This window comes from Listeria monocytogenes ATCC 19117 (genome assembly GCF_000307025.1).
Classification (GTDB): Bacteria; Bacillota; Bacilli; order Lactobacillales; family Listeriaceae; genus Listeria; species Listeria monocytogenes_B.
On sequence record NC_018584.1, the window covers coordinates 975,787 to 994,997 of the forward strand.

Annotated in this window: 19 protein-coding genes and 1 tRNA gene; 12 read left to right on the top strand and 8 right to left on the bottom strand. The window is 37.4% G+C overall.

The window, feature by feature from the left end:
- The first annotated feature begins 4 nt into the window (after nucleotides 1-4).
- The 4 genes from coaA (at nucleotide 5) to LMOATCC19117_RS04815 (ending at nucleotide 3,557) form a co-directional block, all read left to right on the top strand.
- Nucleotides 5-925, top strand: a complete 921-nt coding sequence (coaA, locus tag LMOATCC19117_RS04800) for a type I pantothenate kinase (RefSeq protein WP_003721490.1) — start codon at nucleotides 5-7, stop codon at nucleotides 923-925.
- A 115-nt stretch (nucleotides 926-1,040) separates the two neighbouring features.
- The gene (locus LMOATCC19117_RS04805; protein ID WP_003724848.1) at nucleotides 1,041-1,763 is read left to right on the top strand and encodes an ABC transporter ATP-binding protein; all 723 of its coding nucleotides are present in this window, start codon (nucleotides 1,041-1,043) and stop codon (nucleotides 1,761-1,763) included.
- Complete coding sequence (locus LMOATCC19117_RS04810; protein ID WP_003724849.1) at nucleotides 1,763-2,878, top strand: ABC transporter permease; 1,116 nt, start codon at nucleotides 1,763-1,765, stop codon at nucleotides 2,876-2,878. The genes LMOATCC19117_RS04805 and LMOATCC19117_RS04810 overlap by 1 nt, the downstream gene beginning before the upstream one ends.
- Nucleotides 2,879-2,900: 22 nt before the next feature.
- Nucleotides 2,901-3,557, top strand: coding sequence for a TetR/AcrR family transcriptional regulator (locus LMOATCC19117_RS04815; RefSeq protein WP_003734004.1), 657 nt, complete (start codon nucleotides 2,901-2,903; stop codon nucleotides 3,555-3,557).
- Between the two features lie 31 nt (nucleotides 3,558-3,588).
- Here LMOATCC19117_RS04815 and ltaS read toward each other — a convergent pair whose 3' ends face one another.
- The gene (ltaS, locus tag LMOATCC19117_RS04820) at nucleotides 3,589-5,550 is read right to left on the bottom strand and encodes a lipoteichoic acid synthase LtaS (protein WP_003722749.1); all 1,962 of its coding nucleotides are present in this window, start codon (nucleotides 5,548-5,550) and stop codon (nucleotides 3,589-3,591) included.
- A 258-nt stretch (nucleotides 5,551-5,808) separates the two neighbouring features.
- Between ltaS and LMOATCC19117_RS04825 the strand changes: the two genes are divergently transcribed.
- The 4 genes from LMOATCC19117_RS04825 (at nucleotide 5,809) to lplA1 (ending at nucleotide 9,072) form a co-directional block, all read left to right on the top strand.
- Nucleotides 5,809-6,432 (top strand): DNA-3-methyladenine glycosylase, encoded by a 624-nt coding sequence (locus tag LMOATCC19117_RS04825; RefSeq protein ID WP_003734302.1) that lies wholly within the window; start codon nucleotides 5,809-5,811, stop codon nucleotides 6,430-6,432.
- 108 nt (nucleotides 6,433-6,540) lie between these two features.
- Nucleotides 6,541-7,209, top strand: a complete 669-nt coding sequence (locus LMOATCC19117_RS04830) for a class A sortase (RefSeq protein WP_003724851.1) — start codon at nucleotides 6,541-6,543, stop codon at nucleotides 7,207-7,209.
- 112 nt (nucleotides 7,210-7,321) lie between these two features.
- Entirely contained in the window at nucleotides 7,322-8,053 is a 732-nt protein-coding gene (locus LMOATCC19117_RS04835; protein WP_003724852.1) for an MBL fold metallo-hydrolase, read from the top strand.
- Between the two features lie 23 nt (nucleotides 8,054-8,076).
- Nucleotides 8,077-9,072 (top strand): lipoate protein ligase LplA1, encoded by a 996-nt coding sequence (gene lplA1, locus LMOATCC19117_RS04840; protein WP_003734303.1) that lies wholly within the window; start codon nucleotides 8,077-8,079, stop codon nucleotides 9,070-9,072.
- A gap of 39 nt (nucleotides 9,073-9,111) precedes the next feature.
- Here lplA1 and LMOATCC19117_RS04845 read toward each other — a convergent pair whose 3' ends face one another.
- Together LMOATCC19117_RS04845 and LMOATCC19117_RS04850 are read right to left on the bottom strand one after the other, a co-directional pair.
- Nucleotides 9,112-9,717 carry a TVP38/TMEM64 family protein gene (locus LMOATCC19117_RS04845; RefSeq protein ID WP_003724854.1) on the bottom strand — a complete coding sequence of 202 codons (606 nt, stop codon included), beginning with the start codon at nucleotides 9,715-9,717 and terminating at the stop codon, nucleotides 9,112-9,114.
- 126 nt (nucleotides 9,718-9,843) lie between these two features.
- Complete coding sequence (locus LMOATCC19117_RS04850; RefSeq protein WP_003724855.1) at nucleotides 9,844-11,901, bottom strand: ArnT family glycosyltransferase; 2,058 nt, start codon at nucleotides 11,899-11,901, stop codon at nucleotides 9,844-9,846.
- A gap of 187 nt (nucleotides 11,902-12,088) precedes the next feature.
- On the opposite strand from LMOATCC19117_RS04850, the gene LMOATCC19117_RS04855 reads away from it, so the two are divergent.
- From LMOATCC19117_RS04855 to nfsA, 4 genes are all read left to right on the top strand, one after another.
- Nucleotides 12,089-12,159: transfer RNA gene (locus LMOATCC19117_RS04855), tRNA-Gly, on the top strand.
- Nucleotides 12,160-12,260: 101 nt separating this feature from the next.
- A complete protein-coding gene (queG, locus tag LMOATCC19117_RS04860) occupies nucleotides 12,261-13,400 on the top strand; it encodes a tRNA epoxyqueuosine(34) reductase QueG (protein WP_003724856.1) in 1,140 nt (379 codons plus the stop codon).
- Between the two features lie 20 nt (nucleotides 13,401-13,420).
- Nucleotides 13,421-13,930: a tRNA (uridine(34)/cytosine(34)/5-carboxymethylaminomethyluridine(34)-2'-O)-methyltransferase TrmL gene (gene trmL / locus LMOATCC19117_RS04865; protein ID WP_003724857.1), complete on the top strand. Its 510-nt coding sequence runs from the start codon at nucleotides 13,421-13,423 to the stop codon at nucleotides 13,928-13,930.
- Between the two features lie 12 nt (nucleotides 13,931-13,942).
- On the top strand, nucleotides 13,943-14,683 hold the full coding sequence (gene nfsA / locus LMOATCC19117_RS04870; protein ID WP_003727081.1) for an oxygen-insensitive NADPH nitroreductase: 741 nt from the start codon (nucleotides 13,943-13,945) through the stop codon (nucleotides 14,681-14,683).
- 49 nt (nucleotides 14,684-14,732) lie between these two features.
- Here nfsA and LMOATCC19117_RS04875 read toward each other — a convergent pair whose 3' ends face one another.
- From LMOATCC19117_RS04875 to LMOATCC19117_RS04895, 5 genes are all read right to left on the bottom strand, one after another.
- Nucleotides 14,733-14,894, bottom strand: a complete 162-nt coding sequence (locus tag LMOATCC19117_RS04875) for a lmo0937 family membrane protein (RefSeq protein WP_003722759.1) — start codon at nucleotides 14,892-14,894, stop codon at nucleotides 14,733-14,735.
- Between the two features lie 87 nt (nucleotides 14,895-14,981).
- The gene (locus LMOATCC19117_RS04880) at nucleotides 14,982-15,440 is read right to left on the bottom strand and encodes a low molecular weight protein-tyrosine-phosphatase (protein ID WP_003726334.1); all 459 of its coding nucleotides are present in this window, start codon (nucleotides 15,438-15,440) and stop codon (nucleotides 14,982-14,984) included.
- Between the two features lie 12 nt (nucleotides 15,441-15,452).
- Entirely contained in the window at nucleotides 15,453-16,199 is a 747-nt protein-coding gene (locus tag LMOATCC19117_RS04885) for an SMI1/KNR4 family protein (protein ID WP_003734305.1), read from the bottom strand.
- Nucleotides 16,200-16,294: 95 nt separating this feature from the next.
- Nucleotides 16,295-17,263: a hypothetical protein gene (locus LMOATCC19117_RS04890; protein ID WP_003726336.1), complete on the bottom strand. Its 969-nt coding sequence runs from the start codon at nucleotides 17,261-17,263 to the stop codon at nucleotides 16,295-16,297.
- Nucleotides 17,264-17,274: 11 nt separating this feature from the next.
- Nucleotides 17,275-19,080 (bottom strand): HSP90 family protein, encoded by a 1,806-nt coding sequence (locus LMOATCC19117_RS04895; protein ID WP_003730915.1) that lies wholly within the window; start codon nucleotides 19,078-19,080, stop codon nucleotides 17,275-17,277.
- Between the last annotated feature and the right edge of the window lie 131 nt (nucleotides 19,081-19,211).

Sequence of the window (19,211 nt, forward strand, 5' to 3'; positions counted from 1 at the left end):
TTGAATGAATGATTACAACCACTACTTTCATTTCCCACGAGAAGAATGGCGCAAGCTGGAAGTGAGTAAGGACCAAATTTTAACTGCAGAGGAACTGGAAGAAATACGTGGTTTAAATGACCGAATTTCTTTACAAGACATCTCTGAAATCTATTTACCACTAATAAAACTAATTGCGATTCAATACCATGAAGCGATTTTTATTCATGGCGAAAAAATGGAATACTTAAAGAAAAAAGAATCGCGTGCACCATTTATTATTGCATTAGCAGGAAGTGTGGCTGTTGGGAAAAGTACGACAGCGCGTGTTTTCAAATTAATGCTTGATCGCTGGTTCTCCAAAACCAGACAAGTAGAGCTTGTGACGACAGACGGCTTTCTTTATCCTAACAAAGTTTTAGAAGAGCGCGGTATCATGGACAAAAAAGGCTTCCCTGAAAGCTACGACCGCGACCGTTTTGCCAAGTTTTTAACCGACTTAAAAGCAAATAAAGAAGATGTCGAAATTCCACTTTATTCGCATTTCACTTATGATGTTTTAGACGAAACCCGTGTGATCCATAATCCAGATATCGTCATCATTGAAGGAATCAATGTTCTTCAAGCAGATCAACATGAGAGCCTGTTTCCAAGTGACTTCTTTGATTTCTCCGTTTACATGGATGCCAATGAAGCGGATATTAAGAAATGGTATTTAGAACGTTTCTTCATGCTTCGCGAAACAGCTTTCCAAGATGAAAGTTCTTATTTCCACCCATATACTAAAATTAGCAAACAAGAAGCAGAAACATTTGCACTCGGGGTTTGGGATACAATCAACGGCGTCAACTTAAAAGAAAACATTGAGAAAACAAAATATCGAGCCGACTTAGTGCTTCAAAAAGGCACAGATCATCTCATTTCAGACATTTATTTACGCAAATAACCGAATGCAGATAGAAGGAAACTTCTTGATGCATTCGGTTTTTTCTTTACATTGGAGAAAATCCGAGTACAATAGAAAGTGAGTAATCACTCATTTGAAAAAGGGAGGGAAAGCAATGTCAGAAATAGCGATTAAAGTTTCTAATTTAGATGTGAAAATTGGAAAGAAACAAATCTTAACCAATATGACTCTCGAAATAGAAAAGGGCGAGATATTTGGCTTAATAGGGCCATCCGGTGCAGGAAAAACAACACTCGTGAAAACCATCATCGGAATGGAAAAGGCAACGAATGGCACAACTGAGGTTTTAGGAAAAGCAATGCCAAATTTACCAGTCATTAGCAAAATTGGTTACATGGCCCAATCAGACGCACTTTATACGGATTTAACAGCCAAAGAAAACTTGGATTTTTTCGCTTCACTATATTCCATCAAAGGTGCAGCCAAAAAAGACCGAATGAATTATGCAGCCACTTTAGTTAATTTACAACAAGATTTAACTAAAAAGGTGAACAATTATTCAGGAGGGATGAAACGCAGGCTGTCTCTGGCCATTTCTGTCCTTGCTGACCCAGATGTCCTAATTTTAGATGAGCCAACAGTCGGTATTGATCCAGAACTAAGAAAAACGATTTGGGCAGAGCTAGGCGATCTAAAAGCGAACGGTAAATGTATCCTTGTGACGACACACGTGATGGATGAAGCCGAAAAATGTGATAGACTTGCCATGATCAGAAATGGACAAATAATCGCTGTAGGGACCCCACAAGAGCTCTCAAGTAAAACGTCATCTGGTAAGCTAGAAGATGCCTTTTTAGAGTTTGGAGGGAAGCACTAATGCGAATATTTGCCATTGTCAAACGCATCATTAACCAATTTCGCCGTGATAAACGGACGCTTGCCCTAATGTTTCTTGCGCCACTTTTACTTATCACACTGCTCACTTATTTATTCGAAGGTGACACAGTGAAGCCAGTTGTTGGTGTAAGCGGGCTTTCTGACTCCATGGTAAAAGAACTGAAAGCAAATGATTTAACCATCAAAACTTACTCGGAAAATACCGATGTAACCGCTAAAATTAAAGATGCCAACCTCGACGCTTTTTTTAAACAAAACGGTGAAAAACTCGAAGTCACCTATGAAAATAGTGAACCAAGCTTGAGTAAGGAAATCGGATTAAAACTACAAAAAGCAATGATGACGGAGCAACAGGCACAAGTGAAAAAGCAAGCGAAAGCAACCGGTGAGTCACTTGCTAAAGCTGGTATTGATCCAAACACCATTCCTTCACTTACACAAAGCCCAGAAAAGCTCAGCATCTCAACAAACTACGTATACGGAGATAAAGGTACTACCTTTTTCGACACAATTAGCCCGATTTTCATTGGCTTTTTCGTATTCTTTTTCGTATTTCTGATTGCCGGTATTTCTTTCTTGAGAGAACGAACAACAGGCACGCTTGAAAGACTTATGGCAACCCCAATTAAACGTATCGAACTTGAATTAGGGTATTTAATAGGTTTTGGTATTTTTGCGTTACTACAGTCTATCTTAGTCGCAGTTTTCTCCATCCAAGTACTTGGCATGATGCAAAACGGCTCCTTATTCTATGTGTTACTTATTACATTAACACTCGGCATGGTTTCTCTAGCGCTAGGAATTTTACTTTCTACTTTCGCAAATAATGAATTTCAAATCGTTCAATTTATTCCTATCGTTATCGTGCCACAAGTCTTATTTTGTGGGATTTTCCCGCTCGATGGCATGGCAGATTGGCTCGTGTGGATTGCCCATATTATGCCGCTTTACTACGGCGCAAATGCACTAACATCCATTATGGTAAAAGGAGAAGGATTCGCTTCGTTTGCAACTGATTTCTATATTTTACTAGGATTTGTGCTCGTATTTGTTATATTAAATATTTTTGCTTTGAAAAAATACCGCAAAGTTTAAATGAAACAGGAGGAGATAAGACGTGGATGCAGAAGGAGACATTATCCGTCAAATGCTTGATTTAACGGAAAAAGAAACAAAGATGAGTGAAAAGCAGCGCCGAATTGTCGCTGCTTCCATCGAACTGTTTGCAGAAAAAGGCTATGCCGGAACTTCAACGAATGAAATTGCTAAAAAAGCTGGGGTCGCAGAAGGCACCATTTTTAGACACTATAAAACGAAAAAAGATTTACTAATGGCGATTACCATGCCAACGCTTATCGGTGGTGTGATACCATTTTTAGCACAAAGCTTTGTCAAAGAAGTGTTTGAAAGTGAGTATCCAGATTTTCAGTCATTCATTCGGGAAATCATCGTTAATCGCTTTGATTTTGCCAAAGAGAATGGTAAGGTCATCAAAATTTACTTTATGGAACTGTTTTATCACGATGAGTTAAGAATACAGTTTTCAGAAATTTTTATGACACATGTCAAAGGGCAATTTGATCAAATGATTGATTATTATAAAGAGCGCGGGGAAATTGTTGATATGCCGAACAGCACGATTATGCGTGCTCTTATCACGAATATTGTCGGATTTATGCTAACAAGATTTGTCGTGATGCCCGACGTGGAGTGGGATGATGCCAAAGAAATTGATGATACGGTGGCGTATATTATGAGAGGTTTAGGTAAGTAAAAAAGAGTCCAGATATTCTGGACTCTTTTTCTCATTTATCGGATGAATCAGTTGATTTTTTCTTATTGTAATTGTATTTACTTGGATCCACTTTTTTGAAACCATCAGGAGCATAGAAACGTAACAAGTCACCTTGTAGTACAGAATCTGAAAGCTCTAATTCTTTTGCTACTTTTTCTTTTGTTTCTTTCATTTCTTTTGTTTCCGTAGCAATTGGTTCCCCAGTTTGTTGATTATACATGTTACCACCAATCATTGAATAGGTTGGAGTTATATAATCGCCATTTCGGAATGGAACAAGTTGTTTATGGTCTTTAGAAAGTAAATCTGTACCAAATTGCAAGTACTCTTTATTATCAACACCAAGTAAGTGAAGTAATGTCGGAAGTAAGTCAACTTGGCCACCATATTGTTCTTGAACGCCACCTTGAACACCAGGAACGTGAATCATTAAAGGAACACGTTGCGCTTGGGCATTTTCAAAAGTGTTGTAATCTTTACCAAGAATTTTTGTCATTGCTTCTTCATGGTTGTCGGAAATACCATAATGGTCACCGTACATGATAATGACAGAGTTATCGTAAAGACCAGATTTCTTCAAGTAATCAACAAAGCTCTTCACAGATTCGTCTAAATAACGAGCTGTTTGGAAATACGTATCTACAGATGAATCGCCTGTTGTTGCCGGAGCAATCGAAGCATCTTTCTCATCAATTGGATAAGGGAAGTGGTTCGTAAGCGTAATAAATTTCGTGTAGAACGGTTGTTGTAATGACGATAGATATTCTTCGGATTCCTTAAAGAATGGTTTATCTTTAAGTCCGTAGTTAGAAACATCTGCTTCGTTCATATCGTAGTAACTAGCATCAAAGAAATTATCGTAACCAAATTGTTTATAAATTTCATCACGATTCCAGAAGCTCTTATAGTTACCGTGGAATACAGCACTTGTATAGCCTTGTTGGCCTAAAATAGCAGATGCAGATTCATAAGTGTTTTGCCCTTTAGTTGTAAAGGCAGAACCTTGAGGCAAGCCGTAAAGCGAGTTCTCAAGTAACATTTCGGAGTCAGCTGTTTTACCTTGACCTGTTTGGTGGAAGAAGTTTGTAAAGCTTAGTGTATTTTGGTCTTTAAAGAAAGAGTTAATAAACGGCGTTACTTCTTCTCCATTTAATTTGTAATTTACTAGGAATTGTTGGAAACTCTCTAAATGGATATAAATGACGTTTTTGCCTTTTGCTTTACCAAAATATTCCGGATTTGGCGCGGCATATTTGGATTTGGTATAGTTTAAGACTTCTGTAACATCACTACTATCAGCAAGTGCACGCTGTGTGGATGATTCGGTACTTTTCACTGCGTCATAGATTTGATAGTTAGTCATACCAAGATATTTAACAATATAATTTCTATCAAACGTTCTTGTTAGAAGTTGTGGACGATCAATTTCTGCAAGTCCCAAGTTTCCAAAGAACATTGCGATACCAAGCGTCAGAACCCCAACTACTTTTCTTGCACGAATACGGGCTGTTTTGTTTGGTTTTACAAAGCGGAAAGCAAGTAGTGCAATTAAAATGATAATATCCGCGAAGTAAATAATATCGTGCCAGCTGAGTAACGCTGTGATACTACTTCCCATGTCGCCCATGTTTTGCATTTGTTTTGCGTTTAGATTCGGAAGTGTAATGAAATCACTAAAGAATCGATAATATACAATATTTGCGTAAAGAATAAAACTCATTAAAAAGTCAATGACGATAATCCAAATGAATGAACGACGTCCCTTAGCAAAGAGCGCAAGACCCATAAAGAAAATGGCCCCACTTAATGGATTAATGAACAGCAAAATTTGCTGCATCAGATTTTCTATGCCAAGTTTAAATTCAAGTTGATATGCAATATACGTTTTTAGCCAATAAAGAATGACGGCTAGAACAAAAAATCCATAATTCTTGCTTAAAAACGTTTGGATTTTTATTTTCCAATCCTTCATGAAACACCTCTCCTACACACTATTTACTCGTTTTAATTGTTATTTTGAAATGAAAAAAAGAAGCTGTATTATGTAACAAGAAACATTTTCATACAGCACCCACTTTAACATAATTCTAACACAAGATTAATAAAAGGCAAGTTATAACCTATACGTCTGAAGTAGGATTTTAGGGGAAATAGGCTGATATAACTAGTCAAAAAAGAACCATTTGGAATAGAATTCTGCTAGAATAAAAAGAAAACATTGAGGTATGAAATGGAAGCGATTATTACGAAAGAATTTTTTGAAGATAAGACAACAATCGAATTAGCGAGAGATATCTTGGGTATGCGTCTAGTACATCAAACGGATGAGGAAATTCTATCTGGGCTAATAGTGGAAACAGAAGCGTACCTCGGGGCAACAGATATGGCTGCACATAGTTTTCAAAACCTCCGAACGAAACGAACAGAAGTCATGTTTTCATCGCCGGGAAGAATCTACATGTACCAAATGCATCGCCAAGTGTTGCTTAATTTTATAACCATGCCAAAAGGAATCCCAGAAGCCATTCTAATACGAGCCATCGAACCTGACGAACAAGCTAAACAACAAATGGTACAAAATCGTCACGGAAAAACTGGTTACGAACTTACCAATGGCCCCGGAAAATTAACGCAAGCTTTAGGATTAAGTATGCAAGATTACGGGAAAACTCTTTTTGATAGTAACATTTGGTTAGAAGAGGCAAAATTGCCGCATTTAATAGAAGCAACTAATCGAATAGGGGTGCCAAACAAAGGAATTGCAACTCATTTTCCACTCAGATTTACTGTTAAAGGCAGCCCATATATTTCAGCTCAACGAAAAAGTCGGATTCTTACCGATATTTGGAAGTGACTTTACAATTTTGTCACAGGTAGAGAAAATAGTTTTATCCAGACACTGATTTTCTTTGCTTCATAAGAAGAGCTACTATATAATGAAATAGTTACAAGGAGGAATTATATGTTAAAGAAAACAATTGCAATAATTATTTTAATCATTGGGCTACTATTAATTTTTTCCCCATTCATCAAAAACGGCATTGTGAAATACATGAGTGGTCATGAAACAATCGAGCAATATAAAGCATCAGATATAAAGAAAAATAATGAAAAAGACGCTACATTTGATTTTGAAAGTGTTCAGCTACCCTCTATGACATCTGTTATTAAAGGAGCAGCAAATTACGACAAAGATGCAGTCGTTGGTTCTATCGCAGTTCCATCTGTAGACGTTAACCTCTTAGTTTTCAAAGGAACAAATACAGCTAATTTACTGGCGGGTGCAACAACCATGCGTTCTGATCAAGTCATGGGTAAAGGTAACTATCCGCTGGCAGGTCACCATATGCGTGATGAATCTATGTTGTTTGGTCCTATAATGAAAGTCAAAAAAGGCGACAAGATTTATCTAACAGATCTTGAGAATTTATACGAATACACTGTTACGGAAACAAAAACGATTGATGAAACAGAAGTAAGTGTGATTGACGATACGAAAGACGCTAGAATTACACTTATTACATGTGATAAACCAACTGAAACAACAAAACGGTTTGTCGCGGTTGGTGAACTAGAAAAAACGGAAAAGCTAACAAAAGAACTAGAGAATAAATATTTCCCTAGTAAATAATGAGAAAAGACAGCGGATTTTCTAAGCTGTCTTTTTTTCTGGATAATTTCTCCTTTTATTATAAATGTTGTATCATATAAAGGAGGTTTATTTTGAGAAAGGAAGTGCAGTGATGAAACTAACCGTTTTTGGACATTGGGGTGGCTATCCATTAGCAAATGAAGGCACATCTAGTTATTTGCTGGAAGAAGCTGGATTTAAGCTATTAATTGATGTTGGCGCAAGTGCTGTTTCTATTATGCAAAACTATATTGATCCTGATGATATTGATGCGGCAATAATTTCTCATTACCATCCAGACCATGTAGCAGATGTAGGGATTTTGCAGCACATTCGCCTATTATCACAAAAAAAGGAAAAACCGCCAGTATTGCCGATATATGGACATAAAGAAGATGAACGCGGTTATTCTTATTTAGAAATGGCAAATGTAACAAAAGCAATCGAATATAAACCAGATGATAGACTTGAAATCGGACCGTTTAAAGTAACTTTCTTAAAGACGATCCATCCGGTACCTTGCTATGCTATGAGAATAGAAGCAGGTGACAAAGTTTTCGTATACACCGCAGATAGCGCTTATCAAGATAGTTTTATCCCTTTTTCAGAGGGGGCAGATTTATTAGTAACAGACACCAATTTTTTCCATGACCTAGCCGGAAAAACAAAAGTGCATATGGCTAGCACGGAAGTTGCAAAAATTGCCAAAGAAGCCAATGTGAAATCATTACTCCTCAGTCATTTACCCGAAGTTGGCGATTTAGAAGTTCTAAAACAAGAAGCAGCGGCTATTTACAAAGGAGAAATTGCACTCGCTTCAAAAGGATTCACGAAAACATTTTAATATAGAAGAAAAGGGGTAGGAGTATGTACTTTATAGATAATAATAATGAGAAAGATCCTCGTATTAATTTAGCGGTGGAGGAATTTATTTTAACTGAATTAAATCTAGATGAGCCTGTGCTGTTATTTTATATTAATAAGCCATCGATTATCATTGGACGCAACCAAAATACAGTAGAAGAAATTGATACAGAGTATGTGGAGAAAAATGATGTCATCGTCGTGCGCAGACTTTCTGGCGGCGGCGCTGTTTATCATGATGAAGGAAACTTAAATTTCAGTTTTATCACGGAAGATGATGGCGAGTCTTTCCATAATTTTGCGAAATTCACGCAACCAATCGTGGAAGCGCTGAAACGTTTAGGCGTCAATGCGGAACTAAAAGGGCGTAACGACTTATTGATTGATGGTTTTAAAGTTTCTGGAAATGCACAATTTGCAACGAAAGGGAAAATGTTCTCACACGGGACATTAATGTATGATTTGAACCTAGATAATGTTGCTGCATCGCTAAAACCACGTAAAGATAAAATCGAATCAAAAGGAATTAAGTCTGTTCGTAGTCGTGTAGCGAATATTTCTGATTTCATGGATCAAGAAATGACAACGGAAGAGTTTCGCGATTTGCTATTACTTTATATTTTCAATGTTGAAAAAGTAGAAGACGTAAAAGAATATAAATTAACTGCTGCAGATTGGGAAAAAATCCACGAAATCTCTGCTAAACGTTATGGTAATTGGGACTGGAACTACGGAAAATCTCCAAAATTCGATTTAACACGAACAAAACGTTTTCCAGTAGGAGCAGTCGATGTTCGCTTAAATGTACAAAAAGGGATTATTACAGATATCAAGATTTTCGGAGACTTCTTCGGCGTAAAAAATGTGGCGGATATTGAGGAGAAATTAGTCAATACAACTTATAAGCGCGAAGCATTGGACGAGGCTTTAGCAGATATAGACGTAAAAGAATACTTTGGTAACATTACGAAAGATGAATTTTTAGATTTACTTTATTAAAAAAATGGAAAGTACGCATCCCGCGTGCTTTCCATTTTTTTATTTGAGATTTTTTCCTGACATCCAATGTTCCAGCCGTTTTCCAACAAACCATAAAATAACGACAGAAACAGCTAATATAGCCAGTTTGAGCGGCTGGTGAATCAAGTCGACAAAGTCATAGCCAATATAGCTAATGGCGAAGACTTTGATTAGTTTGCCACCTACAAGCGCTAATATAAATTGATATACTTTTATTTTAGAGAGACCTGCAACAATATTTACCGCCGAAGATGGGGTAAATGGCATTACAAGTAAAATGAAAATCGGACTAAAACCATGTCTATCAATCCATTCCATTACTCGTTTAATTTGTTTGTGACCCGAAATAAAACGTAAAAAACGAGTTTGACCAAATTTCCGTGCTAACAAAAATACGCATAAACTACCCGCAATTGCTGCTGTCACCGAAATTAAAAAACCACCAAGTAGTCCGTATGCATTTACGTTCACTACAACGAAAACTATAAATGGTAAAAATGGTAAAAACGCTTCAATAAAAGGTAAGAGAAAAGCTAAAAGTGGACCTAAATTCCGATACTCACTTAGCCAGTACATTAAATTATCATAAGAAAAGAAATTCATCATATCCTGCCAAAATGTCATAAGCAAGCCTCCAGTAGTCTTTAACAACATACTTATTTTCTCACATCAAAATGATAAAGCGCTAATAAAACAGCTTGAATATAGTTAAAATCCTAGTATTTTAACCAGGATTTTAACATTTCTTCTTTATTTTAATTGATATAGTGTTCCTGTACCAGTGCCATTCATTCCTTGAGCGCCACCTTGCATATTAAAAGAAGCGCTAGAAGTGGTGTCATCATCCGTAGAACCGGAGCTACTCCACTTCGAACTATCAATTTCTGTACCGTTTTCTTGAATCCATTTTACCACATCTGAGTCAGAAGCTTTACTATTTGATGGGAGATAGAAATATTTTATTTCACCGGCTTGAATCATTTGTTTTAATTGTTTTACAGTTAGAGTTGGATCTGTTCCATTGAAACCACCAAGTGCCATAACAGCTTCTTTCGTTTTAATAATATAAGGACCTGCTGTTGTTGCATCTGTTGTCCCAAATAAGTAGGTTTCTCCGGTATTGTTTTTCTGTAAATAGCTAATTAAATCACTATCAACAGATGCATCGGCGAATCCACCACCACTAGATTGTTTTAATTGTGGTCCAGCTTCGGGTAAGGAACTATTCCCACCATATAAAATAGGTGTTAAAGACCAATATGTTGGAGCAATGAGCAAAATCGCTAAAGCGAGCGCTGTTATTTTCGCGGTGAGTTTGGAAGGTTGTGGTCTAAGTACAATTAAGATAATAGACGTAATTAGTGCAGCAATACCAATAACTACCGCTAAAACAGGCAAGTAAGCAGCAACAAAGAATGCTTGTAGACCTCCAGTTAGCGTAACTGCAGCAGGTAGCAGGAACCTTTGCCAATTCTCTTTGTCTTGGTATAACCGAAAGAGCGCCACTAGACCTACGCCACTAAGTAAAGCAATTGGCGGAGCTAGCATAATCAAATAATAATGATGGAAAAAGCCAGCGATACTAAAGAATCCGGCGACAGGGATAAGCCAAGCTGCCCAGAAAACTATTTCCTTTTGTCTGGAGGTCAATTGGTAAATTCGTTTATTTTCATTTCGATACACCAGGAAAATGGCTAGCATACCGATAATAGCAAGTGGTAAGAACCAACTAATTTGATCACCAAGTGCGGTTTGGAATAGACGAAGTGGTCCAGCGTTCCCTGTTCCAAACATGCCTGTGCTACCAGTCATTTTTGATCCATTCCCGCCGCCGTTTGCCGCATTACTGGGAGCTCCAGTTGGAGGAGCGCCATTATTTCCTTGAGGAGGAGTTCCGCCGTTAGCACCGTCCTGCATACTTCCACTTGGAGGAGTCGGTGGGGTTGCGTTACTTGAATCTGTTGAGTTAGTGCTAGGAGGAGTCCCCATTTCCACATTACCATTACTACCTGTTCCAGTTTCTTGACCAAGAAGCCGTTCCATACCATTATAGCCAAATGCCAACTCAAGCACCGAATTGGTTTGACTACTACCGATATAAGGTCGCTCTGAAGCAGCTGTTTGATCAACTACGACTGCCCAAGAAACAGAGACACCTAGCATTAAGACAAGTGCGATTACTAATTGAACTAGCTTTTTTCTCCAACTTAGTTTTGTAGCAATAAAATAGAAGAGCAAAAATGCGGGCACGACCATGAAAGCTTGGAGCATTTTTACATTAAAACCGACACCAATCAACGCAAAAGAAAGTAAAAGCCAGCCGATTTTTGCACGATGAACAGCTTTAAAAAGGAAAAAGGTTGCTAGTAATAACACAAATACAAGAATAGCATCCATATTATTAGTACGCGTCACGGCTACCGCAATAGGAGTCAGCGCCATAATCAAAGCAGTAATTCTTGCAGCCCATGCGCCAAATCTAGGTTTGACGAGCACATAAAGCAAAATCACCGAACCAACACCAGCCAACGCTTGTGGTAAGATAACACTCCAACCATGTATGCCGAAAATAAGGGCACTGATCGCTTGCAACCAAAGTGCAACAGGTGGCTTATCTACCGTAATAAAACCAGCAGGATCAAAAGCTCCGTAGAAAAAATTATGAATATTTTGCACCATACTTGTCACAGCAGCTGTATAATAAGGATTTACCGTATCATCATTCCAAATACCATAAAAATTAAAAAAGATGGCAATAACAATAATTCCAACAAAATAAAAATCTAAATGTTGTATCCGTTTCTTCATATTCTTCACTTCTTTCCATAAGATAATACCTTTTATTTTAGAGTTCAAATATGAAAAAAACGTGAATAAATTTAGAAATAAACGAGGTATTTATTTTTTACAAAGAAATTCCAGAAAAAGCCTTGTCAAAACTAACATAGAATGGTATTATATAAAAGTTGTTAAAACACTAAGAACTACTTACTATGCGGGTGTAGTTTAGTGGTAAAACTACAGCCTTCCAAGCTGTTGTCGTGGGTTCGATTCCCATCACCCGCTTTATATTTTTTTATAAATCCTGTTATCAACGCAGTGTTTCGACCTTTTTAAGCGAAGCATTGCGTTTATTTTATTGCCTGAAAATAAGGAGAGAGGGGATGATGATAGTGAAGTCGACATCAGATTACGCCGCATTGAAAGAAGAACTCATTGCTTATGCGCATGAAATAGGTATTCAAAAAATTGGTTTCACAACAGCAGACCCTTTTTTATTTTTAAAAGAACGATTACTAGAAGCGGAAGCGCTGGACCTTTTTACAGGATTTGAACATCCGGTAATTGATGAACGGGTTTATCCAGAGCTTATTTTCAAGGAACCGCAGTCGATTATCGCCATTGCACTTGCTTATCCGTCTAAATTAAAAGAAGCACCTATAAGTAAAAAAGGAGCTAGACGAGGTGTATTTGCCAGAGCTTCTTGGGGAATTGATTATCATACCGTTTTACGAGAAAAATTAGCGCTACTCGAAACTTTTTTAAGTGAACGTTTGCCAGATGTACGAATGAAATCAATGGTGGATACTGGGGAATTATCAGATGTAGCTGTAGCAGAACGAGCGGGCATTGGCTGGCGCGGGAAAAACACGCTGCTCATAACGCCAGAATACGGCTCGTGGGTCTATTTAGGCGAAATGATAACTAATATACCATTCGAACCAGATACGCCGGCTAGCGACTTGTGTGGTAGTTGCAATCAATGTGTGAAAGCCTGCCCGACAGGTTCCTTACTGGGTGAAGGGAAGATGAATCCGAAAATATGTTTAAGTTATTTGACACAAACAAAAGACTTTCTAGATGAAAAATATCGCGAAGTGTTGCATAATCGTTTGTATGGTTGTGATACTTGTCAGGTAGTTTGTCCGTATAATCGTGGGCATGATTTCCACTTTCATGATGAGATGGAGCCGGATCCAGAGCTTGTTCGACCAGAATTAAAACCACTATTACACATTTCCAATCGCGCTTTTAAAGAACAATTTGGCGATATGGCGGGTTCGTGGCGTGGGAAGAAGCCCATTCAGCGAAATGCCATCATTATTCTAGCGCGGTATAAAGATAAAACAGCTGTACCAGACTTAATTGACTGTTTACAAAACGATCCAAGACCAGTCATTCGAGGAACGGCTGGCTGGGCGCTAAGAAAAATCGGTGGAAGCGATGCCGAAAAAGCTGTCGAGCAAGCACTTCAAACCGAACAAGATGAACAAGTATTACAAGAATTAACAGCCATAACAAATTAATAGAAACCAGGTGAAAAGCAATGCCAAACCATATCGTACTATATCAACCAGAAATCCCAGCGAATACCGGAAATATCTCCAGAACATGTGCCGGGACGGATACTTACTTACATTTAATCCGTCCACTTGGTTTTTCGACAGATGATAAAATGTTAAAACGTGCTGGACTTGATTACTGGGATAACGTAAAACTTTCCTATTACGATTCTCTAGATGAATTCTTCGAGAAAAATGAAGGCGGAGAATTTTACTACATTACCAAATTTGGTCGTCATGTTTATAGTGATATCGATTATAGTGACCCAAACAAAGATTATTTCTTCGTTTTTGGAAAAGAAACGACCGGATTGCCAGATGCGCTTTTACAAAAGAATGAAGAAAATTGTTTGCGTATTCCAATGACAGATCATATTCGTTCGTTGAATTTATCGAACACAGCGGCAATTTTAGCTTATGAAGCGTTACGTCAGCAGAATTTTGGCGCACTTTTACAAGAACCGAATTACGATCGAAAAATTTTTCAAGACTAAGGGGGAGTTAGGATGAATCAGGCGATAGATGCTATTCTAGGACATTACTCAGTGCGAAAATTTGAAGATAAGGACTTAACGGAAGAAGCGTTGACCTTACTTATCAAGAGTGCACAAGCCGCATCTACATCCAGTTTTGTTCAAGCATACTCCATCATCGGAATAACAGATAAAGGCGTTCGTGAACAAATCTCAGCCATTGCAGGAAATCAACCATATACAGTACAAACCGGTCAACTATTTATTTTCGTTGCTGATTTAGCTCGTCATCACGCCATCTTAGAAGAACATCAAGTGGATACAACTGCACTGGAAACGTCAGAAAAATGGCTTGTTTCTGTGATTGATGCCGCACTTGCTGCACAAAATATGGCCGTTGCCGCAGAATCATTAGGACTTGGCATTTGCTTTATTGGCGGGATTCGTAACGATGTCGAACAAATCGCGGAAATACTTGATTTACCACCATATACGATGCCATTATTCGGCTTGACAATTGGTTATCCGGTTGCTAACAAAGAAAAAGCGAAACCGAGATTGCCTCAAGATTTGGTATACCACGAAAACACCTACCAAAAAATGAACCCAACTATTCTAACTGAATATGATGAACAAATAAAAAATTACTACGACGAAAGAACAGCAGGAAAACGAGTAGAAGGTTGGTCCGAACAAATTGCGCGTGGGCTTGGAAGAACAAGCCGTCTAGACTTAAAAGCATTTTTAGAAAAACAACATTTAAATCAAAAATAAAAGAACGGTACGGCGCATTAAGATAATGCGCCGTACCGTTCTTTTTCGGTTATTTCCGTTTATTTCTAGCCATTTGAATTAAGTTCCAAATAACGAGTATTAAAACGATTACTAACAAGATATTAATTAATCCACCCGCAATATGGAAAATAATTCCAAGTAACCACACTGCTAATAAAACTACGATGATTCCCCAAATAATTCCTAACATGTATAAAAACCTCTTTCTGCACTTTTGATTGTACTCTTATATATTCCCGTGAGGTCAGTCTTTAAACATATTAGGGCTAAAAACAGACTATTTTTTTGTGATATAAGCTAAAAGGGCCTTTACTCCCTCAGTTACCATGCGTTCGGTTTCATCAAAATCCCCTGTATAATATGGGTCTGGAATATCTTTATCCTCTTGACCAGGCACAAAGGACATAAGCGAGCGAACGATGACATCTGGATTATTATTAAGTGCATTTAAATCTGCTAAATTTTGCTGATCCATCCCTATAATAAAATCAGCTTCGTTAAAATCAACATCAGAAATTTTTCGAGCTCGCATCTCTTGATAATCAACACCATGCTTTTTCAACACAGCTTGCGTCCCGCGGTGTGGCGGTTTCCCTAAATTCCAAGTACCAGTTGCAGCAGAATCAATTTTTATTTCATTCGTTAACCCAGCTTCTGCAACTTCTTTCCGAAATAACCCCTCAGCCATTGGTGAACGACAAATATTCCCTAAACAGACAAAAACTACTTTTAACAATTGAATTCCTCCTTATTTCCATTCCTTATATAATTCGGCCAGAGCCGCTTTATTTATCCCATCACATGCTTCCAGTCGGACGAAAATTTGCTCCACAAGTTCAGGCGCGAGTTTTCTCCGGAAATAAAGCAATTGATTTTCAAACAAACGATAGACAACTAAATTATACGGGATTTCTTGTTTTTCAAGTAATCCTAAAAATGTCGCTAAATACCACTTTTTATCTGGATAATCTTCTAATAGTTCCAGTAATTGTTTTGTTTTTTGCACATTGCTGGAAGCGAGAATTTGATTTAATTTTTTTATGGGAAATTGTTCCGCGAAATCGGTAGGAAAGGGACTAAAGTACAATTCCTCTATAAATGTAGCAAACGTTTCAGCAACAATAAGTGTTTGTAACGTTTCAAAATCAACATAAATAATACTGGGTTCGGACGTATTATCTATATAAGAAAAACCAATATAGCGCGATTCATCCCGGTGGAAATAAACTTGCTTCCCTGCGAGATCAACATCCTTTTGTTCCGGAATATCCGTTAAAATTTCATCCAAACTAGCCAGATAATAGATTTCACCAAAATCTAGGCCATAAGAAGTCGGTTCCGTCGTCTTAAAATGATTTTTGCGAATCAATCCACCATTTTGCTCTGATAAAAGCTGTTTGTATTCAAATGGTAAAGTGACGCCTAACGCTATTTCTTTTTCACGAATTACTTGTTCAGTTGCGCCATTCTTTTCGTTTTTAACCCAAATCGTCATCCTCTTCAACTCCTCCCTGTATTATCCTAAAAAAAGCAAAATAGCGCAAACAAAAGAACATAGCTAGAAATAATTCCTAACTATGTTCCAAAATTTTACTTCAAAAGATCTTGATAATAACTATTTCCATTCCGCGCATCAAACTTCGCCGTTAAAGCTTCCGTCATTTCTACCAAATCAGCTTCTTTTTCTCGGTCGAAAAGAGGGTAGGCTGCTTGTAAGAAAATAAGTCGGTCTAAACCACCCTCAGCTTTAAGAACAGTTTCTAAGTTGGTATCAATCACTTCTCGCGCTTTTTCCGTTTGCTTGGTAAGGACTAAATATTTAAGTAATTGCCCAAGTGGTGGTAGTAAGGAGATTTGTTTCTCCACAAGGGGATAACCTTTATCAAAGCATTCTTGCGCCATTTTTTCATCTCCAAGCGCTAAATATGCAAGCGCCATATTTCCATACGTTAAATGAGGAACTTCCGCACAGCGTTGTTTTCCTTCAATAATCGGTTTTGCTGTTTTCTTAGCTGTTTCATAGTCTTTAATGAAGCAATAATAATGTACTTGATCATTTCTTTCGCAAGCAGGACAGTCATTTAAAAAGTCTGCTTTCGTATCACTCCATTTTTTAAATAGCTCTTTGGCTTTTTCAACATCGCCCATACGCATGGCTGCAAGCGTGCACACTTTATAATAAGGTCTTAGCGAATAATTTTCTTGTTCGAATTTCACCTTCATATCATTCAAAAGTCCGTCAATTTGCGCTTTCGATACTTCATCAAAAGTCGGGACATGTTCACTAATCCATTTATATTTCCAAAAAAGATCTTCCGTGTCAATGTAAGCATCACTATCTTTGTCTTCCCATTTTTTGATTAACCAGCTAAAAGCCTGTAATTGCTTTTTCGGAAACCCAGCTGTTAAGCATGTGTCAATCAACAGATCACGTGCTTCAATGCCATCATCTATATTGTTATACAAATCTGCACCAGCAATAATTCGTTCTAATACTTTTATTTTTTCAGGCGTGTCATCCATTCCCCAAACTGATTCTAAATCATTCAAATAATCCATTTTTCTTCCTCCTATAGCATCTCTAAGATTCGTAACATATTTTGATTCATTAATACCATTTCTTTCCGTTTAAGCGGATAATGCCCTAATAGTAAGGCTTGGATATAAAGTACATTCACAATTACGGACAATTCTTTCACTGTTTTTCCAGAAGTGAAAAGTCTTTTAATCAGCTCGTTATCCAAATTTAAATACAAGTGAGCAAGCGGTGCAGGTTCTTGTTCTTTTTGGATGCTCTCTAAAATATCACTAAAAACAGAATTTGTTTCTTCGACAGCACGTTCTAGTTCGCGTAATTCTTGTGTTGCTGTAGAGTGGATGAAAATAATCGGTAAATCTTTCGGTTCAAAATGTTTAATTAATACATCTGTATCAAATTCAGCCATCATACTATTCATTTCTGTCAAAATAGGTTGGTAAGCCTGTTCTTCGCTCACTGTCATAGGCCGTAATTTATTAGTCATTTCTTCCGGTTCGATTAAAACAAATTCTGTCCCCTCAACAAAGTAACTTAATTGCGCTAAGATTGGCGAATCATAGGAATAGCCGCCGTTAATAAGCGTCATACCGCTTGATCTAGCAATATCCTTAATTTGTCTAAAGTCATCGACCGAGTAGGTGTAATAGATGACATCATTTTTAGCGATAATATCACCTAATTTTTCCTCGCCATTCAAAGTCCGAACTGGAAGATAAGGATAGATTAATTTTAAAAATGGTGCATCTTCACTCGCAAGTGCTTTAAAACCAAGATAATGTGTAGCTAATAATTTCATCAATGCTTCTTCTGGAAGAGTTTCAATTCCTTTTTTCAAAGCAACGCCAAGCTCGTCGGCAACACTAGTTAATCGCTCATTTTTATAAAACGCCTCACGAGAAGCAACAGGTTGAAGCTCATCCGTCCAAATCACGCATTTAGCAAAAAACGACCAATCAGGCAAAATATTATTTGCTTCACTTGTGACATACATATTATTTAAAAATACCGTGTTCTTCCGGATAGCATTCATTTGAACAGCATGAGGAATCATATAAGCAATCCCAAACGTTCTTCCTGACTCATTTTCAATTAAGAAATAATCTTGGAAACGCGTTCCAAGGATATATTCGCCGTACTGAATAATTTGATCTTTTGATAGTTTAGACAAGGTTTCTTTATTGGAAAACTGTTTGGTCCAACTATTAATTTCTTCTTCTAAACCATTAATTTCTACTATTATATTACTTTCCAAAGAGGAACCATATTTTTTGAGTGTATTGATTAATTCTTCTACGTCCTCGCATTCAGGGTGCTCGTCTAAATCAGCTCGTAAGCGCAAATACACTTGTGTACCTGGTTCGCGAGTTTCCGTTTCTATTTTCCGAACCGAATAAGTTCCGTCCGCTTTTCCGCGCCATTCTGTTGTGCCACCATCTTTTTTGGAAGTAGAAATCATTACAATTTCATCACTAACAATAAAACAAGAAAGTAAACCAATCCCAAAACGACCAATAAAGTCATTGGAACTTTCTCCATCAAAGTTTTTTTCGCCTTTTGATGAATTAGCAATAGTAGCTAGAAAAGCGTGAACCTCATCTTCCGTTAAACCAATTCCGTTGTCTTCTACAATTAATGTTTTTTCATTATTATCTCCAGTTAGAGATGCATGGATTTTACCTTCTAAAGTTGAATCGATTTTTTTCCTGGCGCGAATGGCATCGGTTGCATTTTGCAGTAATTCGCGAATATAAACATCTTTTTCGTCATAAAGGTGGTTTGAGAGAATGTCAATCATACCAGCCAAGTTCACCTGAAAGCGGTGAGAATAATTTTCCATAGCTTGGTCCTCCTAGTTGTACAAAAGTCCTTTTTATTCTATCATAAAAGAAGAGATAAATAATGAGAAAACAATAATAGATGTTTAAGAATTTATATCAGTGGTAAATACTTTGTGATGGTTTCCACACT